General features: G+C 38.6%; 14 protein-coding genes. 11 read left to right on the plus strand and 3 right to left on the minus strand.

The features are described 5' to 3' along the window. Positions 1–4: 4 nt before the first annotated feature. The 5 genes from V4762_RS00900 to V4762_RS00920 are packed head-to-tail and all read left to right on the plus strand — an operon-like array spanning position 5 to position 6,032. Positions 5–2,053, plus strand: coding sequence for a chemotaxis protein CheA (locus V4762_RS00900; protein ID WP_347313877.1), 2,049 nt, complete (start codon positions 5–7; stop codon positions 2,051–2,053). Between the two features lie 2 nt (positions 2,054–2,055). Further along, positions 2,056–2,925 (plus strand): HDOD domain-containing protein, encoded by an 870-nt coding sequence (locus V4762_RS00905; RefSeq protein ID WP_347313878.1) that lies wholly within the window; start codon positions 2,056–2,058, stop codon positions 2,923–2,925. Beyond that, positions 2,925–3,329 carry a flagellar basal body rod protein FlgB gene (gene flgB / locus V4762_RS00910; RefSeq protein ID WP_347313879.1) on the plus strand — a complete coding sequence of 135 codons (405 nt, stop codon included), beginning with the start codon at positions 2,925–2,927 and terminating at the stop codon, positions 3,327–3,329. Before V4762_RS00905 ends, flgB begins: the two co-directional genes overlap by 1 nt. A gap of 60 nt (positions 3,330–3,389) precedes the next feature. Beyond that, complete coding sequence (locus V4762_RS00915; protein ID WP_347313880.1) at positions 3,390–4,034, plus strand: lytic transglycosylase domain-containing protein; 645 nt, start codon at positions 3,390–3,392, stop codon at positions 4,032–4,034. Positions 4,035–4,043: 9 nt separating this feature from the next. After that, positions 4,044–6,032 carry a diguanylate cyclase domain-containing protein gene (locus V4762_RS00920; protein ID WP_347313881.1) on the plus strand — a complete coding sequence of 663 codons (1,989 nt, stop codon included), beginning with the start codon at positions 4,044–4,046 and terminating at the stop codon, positions 6,030–6,032. Here the strand turns inward: V4762_RS00920 and V4762_RS00925 are convergent. Further along, on the minus strand, positions 6,029–7,171 hold the full coding sequence (locus tag V4762_RS00925; protein ID WP_347313882.1) for an MFS transporter: 1,143 nt from the start codon (positions 7,169–7,171) through the stop codon (positions 6,029–6,031). The genes V4762_RS00920 and V4762_RS00925 overlap by 4 nt on opposite strands. Before the next feature lie 187 nt (positions 7,172–7,358). On the opposite strand from V4762_RS00925, the gene V4762_RS00930 reads away from it, so the two are divergent. The 5 genes from V4762_RS00930 (at position 7,359) to V4762_RS00950 (ending at position 13,004) form a co-directional block, all read left to right on the plus strand. Then, positions 7,359–8,069 (plus strand): MORN repeat-containing protein, encoded by a 711-nt coding sequence (locus V4762_RS00930; protein ID WP_347313883.1) that lies wholly within the window; start codon positions 7,359–7,361, stop codon positions 8,067–8,069. Positions 8,070–8,212: 143 nt separating this feature from the next. Then, positions 8,213–8,959, plus strand: a complete 747-nt coding sequence (locus tag V4762_RS00935; protein ID WP_347313884.1) for an ATP-binding protein — start codon at positions 8,213–8,215, stop codon at positions 8,957–8,959. Between the two features lies 1 nt (position 8,960). Beyond that, on the plus strand, positions 8,961–10,844 hold the full coding sequence (gene cooS, locus V4762_RS00940) for an anaerobic carbon-monoxide dehydrogenase catalytic subunit (protein WP_347313885.1): 1,884 nt from the start codon (positions 8,961–8,963) through the stop codon (positions 10,842–10,844). 86 nt (positions 10,845–10,930) lie between these two features. After that, positions 10,931–11,365: an MOSC domain-containing protein gene (locus V4762_RS00945; protein ID WP_347313886.1), complete on the plus strand. Its 435-nt coding sequence runs from the start codon at positions 10,931–10,933 to the stop codon at positions 11,363–11,365. 16 nt (positions 11,366–11,381) lie between these two features. After that, on the plus strand, positions 11,382–13,004 hold the full coding sequence (locus V4762_RS00950) for an adenine deaminase C-terminal domain-containing protein (RefSeq protein WP_347313887.1): 1,623 nt from the start codon (positions 11,382–11,384) through the stop codon (positions 13,002–13,004). On the opposite strand, the gene V4762_RS00955 is transcribed toward V4762_RS00950, so the two are convergent. Next, complete coding sequence (locus tag V4762_RS00955; RefSeq protein WP_347313888.1) at positions 12,997–13,851, minus strand: MBL fold metallo-hydrolase; 855 nt, start codon at positions 13,849–13,851, stop codon at positions 12,997–12,999. The two genes, V4762_RS00950 and V4762_RS00955, sit on opposite strands and share 8 nt — an antisense overlap. 96 nt (positions 13,852–13,947) lie before the next feature. Between V4762_RS00955 and V4762_RS00960 the strand changes: the two genes are divergently transcribed. Beyond that, positions 13,948–14,508, plus strand: coding sequence for an MORN repeat-containing protein (locus V4762_RS00960; RefSeq protein ID WP_347313889.1), 561 nt, complete (start codon positions 13,948–13,950; stop codon positions 14,506–14,508). Between the two features lie 49 nt (positions 14,509–14,557). On the opposite strand, the gene V4762_RS00965 is transcribed toward V4762_RS00960, so the two are convergent. After that, positions 14,558–15,394: a hypothetical protein gene (locus tag V4762_RS00965; protein WP_347313890.1), complete on the minus strand. Its 837-nt coding sequence runs from the start codon at positions 15,392–15,394 to the stop codon at positions 14,558–14,560. Positions 15,395–15,497: the final 103 nt, after the last annotated feature.

Here is a 15,497-nt window from a genome sequence, read left to right on the forward strand (position 1 = left end):
ATTTATGGATATTGACGTAAATGAATATCGGTCTATATTTTTAGAAGAAACTAAAGAGCTCATAGAGCAGTTTGAAAAATCTCTCTTAGAGTTAGAAAAACAACCTAATAACACAGACGCTATACAATCGCTTTTTAGAGCGGCTCATACTATAAAGGGCTCTTCGTCATCGCTTGGTTTTGATTCGCTTGCTAAGTTTACCCATAGCCTTGAAAGCCTTATGGATATGGTTAGAAGCTCAAAGCTTTCTCTTAATCAAAACATTATAAACATCCTCTTTAAGGGTTTGGATTTTATACAAGAAGCTGTTGACGATATAGAAGAGGGACACAATGGAGATATAGACTCATCAGAGCTTGTGTCAATGATTGAAAAAGCCAAAACATCGCCATCAGAACTCAGCATCCCTACTGTTGATTCTGTAATAGAAAAAAACGTAGTGCGTTCTTTAGATGTGCTTAACGAAGCTGAAACGGGAGTTATTAACGAGGCGTTTATAAAAGGGCTTAACGTTTTTGTTGTGAAGTTTTCTCTTGCTCAAGGATGCCAGATGAAGTACCCCAGGGCATATATGGTCTTGAAATCTCTTGAACAGCTCGGTGAGATATTCAAAACTCTTCCAGCTGTTACAGAAATTGAGCAGGAGAAGTTCGACCTTGATCTGACATATTACATCGTCACAAAATCAACTGAAGAGGAAATAAAAAACGTCGTTCAAGGCATAGCTGAGGTTGAGATGGTAGAGGTGTTGCCATATGAATCGGCTAGAACAGAGCAAATTCAAAGTGTTTCCCAAGAGAATATCGAAAAGGATGAAAAGAGTGAAATAAAAGTTAAAACAGATTTCAAAAAAAGCCAAACTATACGTATTAGTGTTGAAAGACTCGATAATCTGATGAACCTTGTCGGAGAACTTGTCATTGACAGGACGAGGCTTATAAAGATTAGCGAAGACGTAGGAGAGGCCCTTTCAGGATCTGACTCTGTAACCTCGCTTTCTGAGGTTACCACCCATATGGGCAGGACTATTAACCTGCTTCAAGATGAGATACTCAGAACAAGAATGCTGCCTGTGTCGCACATATTTGAGAGATTCCCAAGACTGGTTAGAGACCTCTCGCATCAATTGAATAAGCAAATAGACTTTATCGTCTCGGGCGAGGAAACAGAGCTTGATAAATCTATAATAGACGAGATTGGTGAGCCTCTTGTCCACCTTATTAGAAATTCACTTGATCACGGAGTCGAATCTCCTGAAGAAAGAAAGTCTAAAGGTAAACCTGAGAGAGGCAAGCTTAAGTTATCTGCCAAACAGGAAGAAGGTTATGTTGTTATTCAGATTGAAGACGATGGAAGAGGCTTAAATCCGGATAAAATAAGGGAAAAGGCAAAAAAGAGAGACATAGTGTCTCCAAATATCTTAGATCAGATGGACGATCAGGCGCTGTTTGAACTCCTTTTCCTGCCAGGATTTTCTACAGCCGATAAGGTGTCTGAAGTTTCCGGCAGAGGTGTAGGCCTTGATGTCGTAAAATCTGTGGTAGAAAGGTTAAACGGTTCCGTTTCTTTGATCAGCAAGTTGGGAGAATATACTCGCTTTACCCTAAAATTCCCTCTTACACTTGCTATTATTCAGGCTTTGCTTGTTAAAGTTGGCAAGGAGGTTTATGCTTTGCCCTTAAACGTAGTTCTTGAAACAAGATTCTTAGAAGAAGAAGAGGTACAATCAATACAGTCGCAGCAGGTAACGCTTTTTAGAGGTGAGGTTTTGCCAGTCTTAAGGCTTGCTGATATATTTGAAACTCCAGGCAAACAAGATTTTAATGAAAACTTCCTTGTAGTCGTTTCAACCTCTGATAAAAATGTAGTTTTATCTGTGAGCGATCTTATAGGGAATTCAGAAGTTGTTATAAAACCATTGGGATACATTGTCAATAGAGTAAAAGGCTTTTTTGGTGCTACTATATTAGGTGACGGCAGGGTTGCTTTGATTGTTGATACTGTTTCTTTAATGAGTGCCGTTAAAGAGAAAAACTTTATAAAGGTGGGTTAACAATGATAGATCTTTCTCAAAGGGCACAAGAAAATATGAAGCAAATCTTGGATAGAGTATCTGATATACCCCCTTTACCACATATAGTAATAGAAGCTCTAAACATTATAAAAGATCCAAAATCAACGGCGGTAAATCTGGCAAACGTTATAAGTCAGGATCAGGCTCTTACGGCAAGAGTTTTAAGGCTTTCAAACGCTGCCTATTTTGGATATGCAAGAAGGATCAAGACTGTTACTGAGGCAATTGTTATATTGGGGTTCGGAGTAGTTGAAAACATACTTTATGCAGCAGCTCTTCATGCGCACTTGTCCAAGGAGGTTGAGGGCTATGAACTTCAAAAAGGAGCTCTTTGGGAACACTCAATGTCTGTGGCTATCGGAGCAAAAACTCTTGCAAAATTAATAAAATATCCTAAGCCAGAAGAGCCATTTACCGCTGGAATACTTCACGATATAGGCAAAACTATAATCGGCAAATTTGTTCAAAAGGAATTTCAGACCATAAATGAACTTGTAGAAGAGGGCAAGTCATTCCAGGAAGCTGAGATCGCAGTTCTTGGGTTTGATCATGCATATCTTGGCGGCAAAGTTGCTGAAAAATGGAATTTACCTCCAATGCTGATTGAAGCTATTGCTCATCATCACAGCCCAATGGATGCTAAGGATTTTGTAGACATTGTTTGCATTGTCCATATTGCTGATGCAGTCGCCCTTATGAGTGGTCAGGGGGTCGGTGCCGATGGTCTTTTGTATAGGCTGGAGCCTAAGGCCATGGAGGTATTAAATATTAAAGAAGAGCACCTTGAAAACATTTACACTCAAGTTGTCCAGGCATTCATAGACCACAGACAACTTTTGGAGATAGACTGATGATAATTAATGACCCCGTTTTTAAAGTACTTGGATTTGGGCTTTCTGGCGCTTATAAGAGAAACGAAGTCCTTGCCCAAAATATAGCAAACGCTGATACTCCAGGATACAAGTCTTATGATATTAATTTTATGGCCCAGTTAAGGGAGGTTTTAAAAAAAGATGAGAACAACCTCCCACTGAAGAGAACCGATCCATTGCATATTGACGATAGTCAAACTCTTGATGAGGGTTTTAAGACAGTAAAAAGAAATGAAGGCGTCTATACAAACGGCAATGACGTTGATCCAGAGAGGGAAAACGCAATGCTCCTTGATAATGCCCTTTATTATGAATCATTGCTTGGCAGCATCTCTAAGGAGTTTTCTATATGGATGAACGTGGTGTCAGAGGGCAAAAAGTAATTATAAATAGCTATCTTATTTTAATACTCAATTAGCTTTAAAATATTAACGGAGGTTAAGATGAAAAGGGTAACCCAGAAGCAGGGACTTGATATTTCAAGCTTGATATCTAGCTCTGGCTCTTTTAAAGAGGACTATAAAACTGACTTCAAGAGCGTTTTGAAGGAGACTGAAAGTAAAAAAAATCTGGCTGCAACTTCACCTTCAAAATTTAATGGTTTGATATCCTCTTCGGGCGCTGTGTTCTCTTCAGAAATCAATTCAGTTGTAGCTCAGGCTGATCCTGTTAATCAAAATTATGACAAAACCGAAATAAATCAGATCGCGTCTAGTGATTGGGAGAAAGAGCTCCCGGATATAGCCAATGAATATGGCATCAAGCCAAGCTTGTTAAAGGCAATAGTTTTAGCTGAATCTAATGGAAATCCAAATGCCGTGTCACCTGATGGGGCTCTTGGGTTGGGCCAACTTATGCCAGCTACAGCAAGGGGTTTGGGTGTGGATAACCCGCTCGATCCCATAGAAAACCTCAGAGGAACAGCAAAATATCTTTCAAGTCTCTTAAAAACATTTAAGAGCGTTGATCTTGCACTTGCTGCGTACAACGCAGGCCCGGGCTCCGTTGAAAGATTTAACGGCGTGCCTCCTTATGCTGAAACCATTAATTATATCAGGCGAGTTAAAAGTTTGATGGTTTCGGTCTAATTTTTTGCTATGACATTGAACCCCATTGAAAATTGTGATGTAAGGAGCATAAGATGTAGAATTTTAATTGTAATTATTTTATCCTTTTTAATTCCAGTTTTGTTTTTTGCATGCACCCTTTTTATCCAGTATCAGGATTTTAAAAACGATATTTCAAACAACCTTGGCTCTTCAACTGAAAGGTATAAAAGCACATTAGAGAACTTTATTTCAAGTGAATTCTATAAACTTGAGATGCTTTCATCGCTCGATAGCATAAAGAGAGCGTCCCCTGAGTCTGAATCTATATTGAGAAATCTAAAGGGCTCTTTTCCCGAAGCTCAAAGTATAGCTTATGTCAATGTATCAGGCCAGATTGAATATTCAACGACTAAGATTAAAAATATTTCCGTTGCCGATAGAAGTTATTTTATTAAAGCCATGAAGGGAGAAAAGTCAGTTTCTGGGCTACTCCTTTCAAGGTTTGACAATGAAAGAGTGATAGTTTTTGCTGTGCCAGTTTTTACTAAGGATAATTTTATAACAGGCGTAGTCATATCCATAATCCCAGTTGAAAATATTTATAAGATTATTTCACCGATTAATAGCTCGATAAATGGTTTGGGTTCTCAGGTACGTTTCGCATTAATAGACCAAAATTCAAACGTTATTGTGTCCAATCCTAAGTACTCTACTCAGTTTATAGGGAAGGATTTTAAAGCATTTTTTATAAACAATCCTGTTAATTTTTTTAATCTTATCTTTTTTGATCGATGGTTAAGCAGTGAGACTAAATTAACAACTTCTGGATGGACAATCTACTTCGCCATCTCGTCAAGCGTTTTCTTAAGCCTTGTTAGGTTTACTTTTATTGCTATCTTTTTTTGTCTTTTAGCTATGATAATGCTGCTTTGGTTTGGATATTTTTTTGTTTACAAAGAATTTGCCAAACCAATTAAAGTTCTTGAAGATATTTTTTATAAAGACAGAAGAGATGTTAGAGAGATTTGCTCCATTCAGTCAGACAAGTTTACGCTGGAATTTAAATCGCTATTCGATAACCTCATTAAAATATTGAAACAACTAGATCAAAAGGACACTGAACTTGAAGATGTTAATAAAGAGCTAAGATCTGCTGAAAGAAAATATAGAGCCTTAGTTGACAACTCGCTTACTGGAATATTTATGCTCGCTCCTGATTTTACATTTAGGTATGCAAATGTTCAGTTTGCCAGTATTTTTGGCCTCTCTATCGAAGAGCTTTTAGTAAAATCTCCTCTTGAGCTGTTTACAAAAGATGGTCAAGAGGCGATAAGATCTGTCGTTACCGAAGAAGGCATGGTAATTGGCGATCGATTTCATTCAATCGTTACAGGAAATCATAAAGATGGCAGTTTAATATATTTAGAAGTGCTCTTGACATATCTTCTTGATGACGAGGGTATATATTTATTCGGTACCGCTGCTGACGTTTCTGACAAGGTGGAATACCAGAGAAATCTTGAATTTTTGAGCTATAGGGATTCGCTTACCGGGATATATAACAGGAGATTTTTTGAAGAGGAATTAGCGAAGCTTAGCATTTCAAAACTAAAAAGAAAAATTGCAATAGTCGTAGTAGATATCGACTGTTTGAAATGGGCAAACGATAGAATAGGACACGCAGAGGGCGACAATTTGATAATTCGTACTGCCCACTTGCTGGACGGCATTTTCAAAGAGATTGGTCGCGTGTGTAGGATAGGCGGAGATGAATTTGCGGCTGTTTGTACCGATTATAGAAGCGATGAGCTAAACGCTGCTATTGACAAATTAAAAAATAATATAGGGTTGGCTGAAGGTGAGCATGTCCCGCTGTATATGTCTTTTGGCTTGGCATTTGGCCACGTGCCTGGAGACGATTTGCAGGATATCTTCAGAAGAGCTGACGACGAAATGTACATAGACAAAGGGTCTCATCATGAGGCTGTATACAATATACTGAAGACCTATGCCAAAGAGCGGGGATTTGAGTCTTAGTCTTTGGGCAGGCAAAAAGATAATGGGATGGCTATTAAGGGTATTATAGCTATAACGTAAAATGCAGAAATTAATCCATAGCTGTCTGCTAAAACTCCCAACAAGGGTGCGATTATTCCGCCCACGCTAACAGCAAGGCCAATAGTTACCCCTGATGCCAAGCCCATGCTGTTTGGAAGATATTTTTGACCAAGGACTACCATCGGGCTAAACGCCATATATACTGCAAAACCTATGGGCACTAACAGCGCCATTGCTAAGGTTTGATTGTTTATAAAAGGAAATGCAAGAAGGGCTGGCAATAGGACAATGAATCCAAATCTAACTATATTGACGTATCCAATCCTGTCAGCTAAATTGCCACCTAGTACTGTTCCTATCGCACCCATTAGAAAGAATATTGCCAGTGCAATACTGCCTTCGGTTTGAGAAGAGTGATAGTAGTTTATCCACAAAAGAGGAATAAAGGTATTTAGACCAAAAAATATACTTGATCTACAGAACACAATGCCAGTAAGGATTGAAAAAGCACTAATTTGGTTTTTTGTATTTTTTGCCCAGGCAGTTTTTGTTTCCTTTGGGCTTTTAAGTATCTTGTCAAAAAACGGAATGTGAGGTATAAACAGGATAGCCATAAAAAGGCTTAATATGAGCAGAATAATTGTGGCATGAAATCCAAAATGCAGTATTGCTATTGTGGCAATGATTGGTCCAAGAGCGTAGCCACCATTACCACCAAGCGCGAATAAAGAAAGCCCACTTGCCTTTTTGCTGCCTGCAAGCTTATTGGCCAAGAGAGCCCCTTCTGGGTGAAACATCGCAACCCCCAAACCGCTTATTGATATAATGCAAAACAATATTGTATAATTTGGAATATAACCAGAAAAGCCAATGCCAAGGCCAGCTAAAAATATTCCAGCTATCATCATCCAGGCTCTTGCATGTTTGTCTGCCATTATTCCAAATATTGGTTGGACTACAGAGGACAAAAAATTTGCAGCAAAAATGAGACCAGCAGCTTGAGCGTAATTTAAACCGTGCTCTGTAATCATAAAGGGCAGCAGGGCTGGCAAAGCACCCTGATTTAGGTCGGTAAAAAGATGACCCATTGTTAACAAAAATAAATATTTATAATTCATTTAAAACCTCCAGAAGTGTAACTGGTTTTTTTGATATTTTATAGTATTATACAGTTTATTTCAAAAACTTTTTATATGTCAAACTTTTTATTTAGTATCGCCCAAAAATTTGTTATACTAAAAATTCTATATTGTTAGAGCTATCTATGAGGCTTGTATATTATTAGATGTTTGAAAGGAGATAATTATGGGTAAGGATTCCAGCGACAAGATTGTATTTGAAAATGGAGCAATCTACGAGGGCGATATTTTAAATGGAGAGCCACACGGAAGAGGCATTATGAATTATGTTGATGGTACTGTATACGAAGGCGATTTCGTTCAAGGCAAGAGGAATGGCAGAGGGAAGATTGCATGGCTTACAGGCGATGAGTACGAGGGAGACTGGAAAAACGACAGGATAAGCGGATATGGGAATTTTTCTTTTCACGATGGGCGACAGTATGTTGGAGAATGGAAGGATGACAAGGAAAATGGTTATGGCAGGCTTAGCTTTCCTGATGGACGTTATTACGAGGGCGACTGGATTGATGGCAAGAAGCAGGGAAAGGGCGAGTTTGCCTGGCCTGACGGCACCTTTTATTTAGGAGAATTTTATCAGGACCATTTTAACGGTCAGGGTCTATTTTGCCAGGCTGACGGCACGAGATTCGCTGGCACATTTAATATGAACAGAACGGAAGGCAGGGTCGTAGTTACATATTCTGATGGTTCATGGTATGCAGGTGGCTATCTTAATGGCAAAAGACATGGATTTGGTGTTCTGGTATTGCCAGATATGACGAGATATGTGGGTGGGTGGAAAGAAGATTTAAAACATGGTGAGGGCAAACTTGTCACTCCTGATGGTAAATCTGAAGATGGAGTTTGGGCAGAGGACGAAATTGTAGAAAAATAAGCTCTATCTATATCCTTAATTTTTTACTATTTATTATGTTTATGAATACATAACAATTCTTAATTCATAATATGTTTAATTATCGATTTGTTTGATTTATAATCTAAGTTAGCGTTTAGGATTTGCCCAAAGGAGGGTAAATAGTGAAAATAGCTGTAGCGGGCAAAGGTGGTGTAGGTAAGACCACTGTTTGTGCTTGGTTTGCTGACTTTCTTTCAAGGCAGGGGAAGGACGTCCTCTTGATAGATGCTGATTCAAACGCAACATTGGGTCTGGCTTTGGGGTTTTCTGAAGGTCAATTGCCTGTCCCTATATCTGAAGAGCTAGAGTTAATTAATTCCAGAGTGGGGAGCGGGATTATAAACCTAAATCCAAAAGTAGAAGACATTCCTGAAAGATACTCTGTCAAAAAAGAAAATATTAAGTTATTGGTCCTTGGGGGGATAAAAGCTGCAGGTAGCGGTTGCTCTTGCAATGCCAATGCATTCTTAAAAGCCCTTCTCGCGCACGTAGTGCTCGAGAGAGACGAAATAATTTTGGTAGATCTGGAGGGGGGAATAGAACATTTAGGCAGAGGTACAGTAGAGGGGATGGATGCCTTGATAGTTGTTAGCGAGCCAACCTTAGTTAGCTTTAAAACAGCTAAGAACATTTCTTCAATGGCGACCGAGCTTGGTCTGACAAAAAGAATTCTTATTTTCAATAAATCAGATAAAGATAATTTCGACTTTAATGGCTATAGCAATTTTGACAATATTAATTTCATTGATTATCTGCCAGATCTTGTAAGGATGGGCATGTCAAATCCATGTATTTTGGACATTGAACAGAGAAAGATATGCGATCCTATTTTTTCTGATATATTTAAATTTTTGAATAAGGAGGACTAAAATGGCACGAAGCCAGGATGAGATCGAAGAGCTAAGTATTTGTAAGGATGCTCAGATTATGATCGAAAAGGCCGAAAAGGACGGGGTTGTAACTGTTTGGGATAGGTTTAAAGCCCAGCAACCACAGTGTACATTTTGTAAACAGGGACTTTCATGTAGAAATTGTACTATGGGACCCTGTAGGATAGTACCTGGTAAGGAAAAAAGCCTTGGCGTGTGCGGCGCAAATGCAGATACCATTGTAGCAAGGAACTTCGGTAGGGGTGTTGCGGCTGGCGCTGCGGCCCATTCTGATCATGGAAGGGATCTACTCGAAACCCTTGATGCAGTTGCAAACTCAGAAACACAAAGCTATGAGATTAGAGATGTAGATAAGCTTCTAAGGATAGCCAAGGAATTGGGCATTAATACAGAGGGAAAAGAGACCTTGCAAGTAGCAAAGGATCTATCCAGCACTCTTTTTGATGAGTTTGGCATAAAGAAGGGCAATATTGGTTTTGCTATGAGGGCACCAGAATCAAGGAGAAAGCTCTGGGAATCCCTGACTATATCACCAAGAGGCATTGATCGCGAAGTGGTAGAGATGATGCACAGAACTCATATGGGCGTAGATCAGGATCCCGTAAGCTTGCTTTTGCATTCCGCAAGAGTATCGCTTTCTGATGGTTGGGGCGGTTCAATGGTTGCAACAGAGCTATCTGACATCCTTTTTGGTACCCCTAAGCCCGTAGAGTCTAAGGTTAACCTGGGGGTTCTTAAGCAAGATGAGGTAAATATACTCGTTCATGGACACAGTCCTATAGTTTCTGAAGCAGTCTTGACAGCAGTTAGAGACAAAAATAATATTGAGAGTGCAAAGGCTGCGGGTGCAAATGGTATAAATTTAGCTGGTCTTTGCTGCACTGGCAACGAGCTTTTGATGAGACAAGGCATACCGATGGCTGGGAATCACCTTATGACAGAGCTGGCTATCGCTACTGGTGCCGTAGAATTAGTCATAGTAGATTATCAGTGTATAATGCCAGGCTTGATACCCGCAATGAATTGTTATCATACTAAAATGATTACTACCTCTCCAAAGGCGAAATTCCCGGGGGCCGAGCACGTAGAGTTTAGCGTAAAGAACGCTCGAACTCAGGCGCAAAAGCTCGTTGAAATGGCAATTGAGCTCTATAAGAAGAGGGATAAAAACAGAGTTTTGATTCCTGTTGAGCCAGTTCCAATGATGAGCGGTTTTTCAAACGAGGCAATATTGGAGGCTTTAGGTGGCTCTCTTACACCTCTTCTGGATGCTATAAAATCAGGAAAGATAAGAGGAGTAGCAGGGCTTGTTGGATGCAATAATCCGAGAAGAAAACACGATTATTGTCATGTAACCCTTACAAAAGAGTTGATAAAGAATGACATTCTGGTTTTAGGAACGGGCTGTTCTGCTGTAGCTATGGGCAAGGCAGGACTTTATATGCCAGAAGCAGCATCCCTTGCTGGTCCTGGTTTGAGCTCAGTTTGCAAGGCTCTTAATATACCCCCTGCACTTCATGTGGGAAGCTGTGTAGACAATTCAAGAATATTGCATCTTTGCGGTTTGGTGGCAAAAGAGCTTGGCGTCGATATCTCTGATCTCCCTGTGGCAGGATCAGCGCCTGAATGGTATTCAGAAAAGGCACTCTCTATCGGACTGTATTTTGTAGCAAGCGGCGTTTATACTGTCTTGGGAGTGACTCCAAACATTACTGGCAGCAAACTCGTCACAGACCTGGCACTTGATGGCCTGACCAACGTAGTGGGCGCCTGTTTTGCTGTAGAAACGGATCCGCATAAGATGGCAGAACTGATGATTAATCATATAAACAAGAAGAGAAAGAAGCTTAATCTCCCTGTATAAAATTATATAAAGGGCCGCTTCGGCGGCCCTTTATTATGTTTTAATAATAAAGTTTATAAATAAACTATAATTTAAGGAGATGAATTATGGGGACAATATTGTCTATTAATGTTAGCAAGAACAAGGGTGAAGTTAAAAAACCAGTTAATGAAGCTTTATTGGTAAATGATTTTGGAATTGAGGGCGATGCACATTTTGGTTTTGGTCACAGGCAGGTTAGCCTTTTAAGCATATTTAGTCTGGATAGAGCTAGAGAAAAACATAAGGACTTGAGTTTTGGAGATTTTGCAGAAAATTTTACTGTTGATATAGATCTAAGCACACTTACAATAGGAACAAAATTGAAATTGGGCAATTCTATAATATCTATTAGTCAAATTGGAAAAGAGTGTCACACAAAGTGTGCAGTTTACGAAAAAACAGGCGACTGTATAATGCCCAAAGAAGGCTATTTTGCCTCGGTAGAAGAAGGGGGAATTGTTAGGGTTGGTGATACAATTGAAGTTATAAAAATTGAATAATCTGAAAGGGAGCCTTATGTTTGACGTTGCAATTAATAACTGTTTTATACCTGACTTTGAAAAAAATATATTTACAAAAACCTCTGTTGGTATTAGAGACAATCTAATTTCGTATATAGGCGAAAAAAATATTGAGGCAAAAGTAGTAATTGAAGCTGAAAACAAAATACTTTCTCCAGGCTTAATTGACGGACACTGTCACATAGAAAGCTCAATGCTTCCTCCTTCAATTTTTGGGAATCTGGTTTCAAGATTTGGCACTCTATATGTAGTCTCAGATAATCATGAGATTGCTAATATTTTTGGGGTAAAGGGAATCAGACTGTTTATGAAGGATGCAAAGAGCTCTTTGTCAAAGATCTTTTTTGCCATACCATCAAGCGTTCCTGCTACAAGGTTTGTGAAATCTGGCTCAAAGATCACTGCTAAGGATATTAAGAAGCTAATAGAGGAGCCCGATGTAATCTCTATAGGAGAGATGATGAACGTATATGGGGTTATAAATGACGATGAGCCTTATAAGTCAATTCTTGATCTTGCAAAAGAGAAAAATATTTTAATCAATGGTCACTTTCCTTATAGGGATAGTGAAATGTTAAAAAAATACATTTCAAAAGGCATCTCAGATGACCACGAAAGCGAGACCTATGACGATCTAAAAAGCAAGATAGATGCAGGTATGTTCGTGTTTATCAGAGAGGGCAGCGCTGAGGCTATGCAAGATTTGGCCTATAGAGTAATTTCAGAATATCCTGATAAAGTGGGTTTTTGCACTGATGATAAGAGCGTTGTCGATCTTAAAAGGACTGGTAGCGTAATATTTAATCTTAGAAAGGCTGTAACATTGGGTATAGATCCAATTCTGGCACTAAGGGCTGCAACTTATAACACTCTCAATCATTATGGCTTAAATATGTACTCTCAAGTCAAAGAGGGCAGTTTCGCCAACCTTGTTTTATTTAAGGATTTTAAAGAATTTGAAATTTGTAAGGTAATAGTTAACGGTAAAATAATAGAAAACTTTAATACAAAGAAAAAAAGATTTTCAAAAGCATTCTTTAACTCCTTTAGAGTAAACAGAGATGAAATTGTAATACCTGAGATAGATGAAAGAATAAGATCACTGTGTATTGTTGCAAAGGACAAGAGCCTTATCACAGAACTGTTTTCTACCGAGAAAGACGAATTTGATATAGCAGAAGATATCCTAAAGTTGGTAGTGATATCAAGATATGAGAAAAATAAAGGCTCAGCGTGTAAGATTAAGGGTTTTGGCTTAAAAAGAGGGGCTGTTGCAACGTCAATCTCTCACGATTGTCACAACGTTATATGTGTAGGAGCAGATGATTTATCTATCAAAAAGGCCGTTGAGAGGGTTTTCGACTTAAAAGGAGGGCTTGTCTATTTTGATGGAGAATATTTCACACAAGTAGGGCTGCCTCTGGCCGGTATACTGTCAGACTCAGACGAAGACAATCTAATTTCTGAATTGGATAAGTTAAATGATGCTGTTAGAAAAAATGGCTCTGAGTTAAGCGATCCGTTTGGCACGTTAAGCTTTATGGCGCTTGAAGTAATTGGCCATGTAAAGCTCACTGTCAATGGGCTGTTTAATGTCGATAAGTTTGAGTTTATTTAACCCTTTCCCAATAAACCCTTGCGTTTTCCAGAAAGAAATCAACTTTATTTATCCTGGTAAGGGCGCTCAGGTGGCTCTTTATAACGGTTACTGCAATCCAATATTGAGCAAGAGAGTTGCTTATTTCAAGTGATGACAAGACGTCTGATATTATCTCTTCAGTTGAGCAGGGAGATTCCAAAAGCCTTAGGATAAGATTGTCAATTTCGTTAATTTTATCTATATGATACTCTATTTCTTCCATTGCCTCTTTTTTAGACAAGATCTTGCCATGACCTGGAACAAGGTAATCAAATTCAATGCTGCCAATTCTCTTCAGGGACTGTTTTACCAGTAAAGGGTCGATTGAATATGGCAGTGGAAATGTTTTCCACAGCTCCTTTGTATATAGTGCATCGCCTGTGAAAAAAATTTTATCAGATGTAAGATAGCCCACCTGAGATATAGAATGACCTGGCAGGGGGACTACTGTAATGCCTGGATAGAAAAAGTTTTCGCTATATATATCGACTTTGCATGGAACGCCTTTCATAAGAGAGCTGACCATTGCATCGGGAGGTATGGCCCAGCTAAACGTTGCTCTTACGTTTATTTCCGGATTTTCTACGAAGATGCACTCCTCCTTGGGCGCAACTATTTTTGTTCCTTTCCCCTTAAATAAAAAGGCAATTCTAAAGTGATCTGCATGTCCGTGAGTTAGAAGCAAGTATTCCGGGTTTATCTTTTTGTGGTTGTGCATCTCCCATGGGGTATCTATCATACAGTTGTCATAAAATCCACAGTTTACCTGACCCGGGATGTATGAAGTTTTTCCTGTAATCGCTTCTATAAGAAATTTCTCGTCCATTTTTTTATTATATCAAATGAATCTTTAATTTATTAGCATTTGAAATATTGTATGATAAGATCTTAAAAATAAATAATGATTTAAGGGGGCACACGCTTGAAGTACTTTCAAATATTAATAATTTTGCTTTGTCTGTTTGTTTTGCAACAGAGTGCCTTTGCTGATTTTGTAACAGTAGAAGATCCTAACTCTTCTTGCCAGATAAAGTTATTAAAACCCTTAGCACAAGGAGAGTCAGTATCCTGGTCTGGGCCATGTGAAAACGGTTTAGCGAACGGCGAAGGCGTTTTTGTTCTTTATGATAAGAATGGAAACGAACTTTATAAGTATTCTGGGTTTATAAAAGACGGCGTGCGAGAAGGGCATGCAACAATTGGGACTCCAAACTATAAATATGAAGGAGATGTAAAAGACTGCGTTTTTGACGGCTTTGGCAAGATCGAATATTCGAACAAAAATTCAAACGTTGTTTCATACGAAGGCGAGTTTAAAAGAGGCTTTTATAACGGAAAGGGTTCGATAAAATATAAAGATGGCAGTGTTTATACGGGCGAGTTTAAAAATGGTCTAAGAGATGGCTATGGAACTTTCAGGAACTCTAAGGGCAAAATTATTTATGACGGTCTTTGGAAAGAGAACGTTTTCTTAGGCAAATAAAAGTTTGCAATATTGGCTTTGCGTAGAAATATTTTTGGTTGCTTAAAAGTTATGAGTGCTCAATTTCAAAGTTTATCTTTTCCATAACGTCTTTGTAAAAATCATTGGGTGTAACGTCAAATACCTCAGTAAAGGCTCGGCTCCAGGATACGTTTTCGTGCATAAGTCTATATACTTCTTGAATTTTCGAAAAATTATCCCCTGTTAAGTGAAGAACCATAAGAGTGGCAAGAGAGTATACGGGAACTTTTTTTGACATACAATCTCTCCAGGTAGCTTCATTTAAAGTTTCTGGGTTTGGCAAAGAGTTATGGGTTAACTTTACGTACATGTTCAGTCTTGCAAGCGGATCTTGAAACGCTATCTCTTTTGAGGTAATACCAGCTTTTACCTGGGCAATATACCTGAATGCCTCTGGGGTTCCCTCTTCAAACCATATTGGCACATTTGTTTGCTTTCCATACTGTCTTTGAATCTGGTGAAAGATCTCGTGCGGAAGGACCCTAAATGCCTCTGCTTTATACTTATCAAGCCTATCAGAGCCCCTGATTATAACGATAGGCTCTTTTGTAGAGCTTTCCCCTCCTGATATGCTTGCTTCCTTTTCTGCTAAGGCCTCTGAATAATGAAAGTACTCAATTAAAGCATTTTTATAGTCCTCTTTGTCACTTGTTATGACCACATTTATTCTTTCGTTCAATACGAAGCCATAATCTTTGATCATCTCGCTGGTGGTATTAAGTGCTAAATTTATATTATCAATTTCGTTCTGAGTAACTCCAGATCTAATTATCAAATGAAAAATATCAGCTCTAGCTATACCATTAAGAGGAGCAAATAATAGACAAATAAAGAAGAGTATTGCAGAAAAAAGATGCTTTGTCATATCCTCTCCTTAAATCAAGAATTTGGTATATGCATATTATATATCTAAAATTTAATAACTTAAGAAATCAAATTTTTAAATGTGATTTTAAATTTCTATACCT

It is taken from the genome of Thermodesulfobium sp. 4217-1 (assembly GCF_039822205.1).
GTDB lineage: Bacteria > Thermodesulfobiota > Thermodesulfobiia > Thermodesulfobiales > Thermodesulfobiaceae > Thermodesulfobium.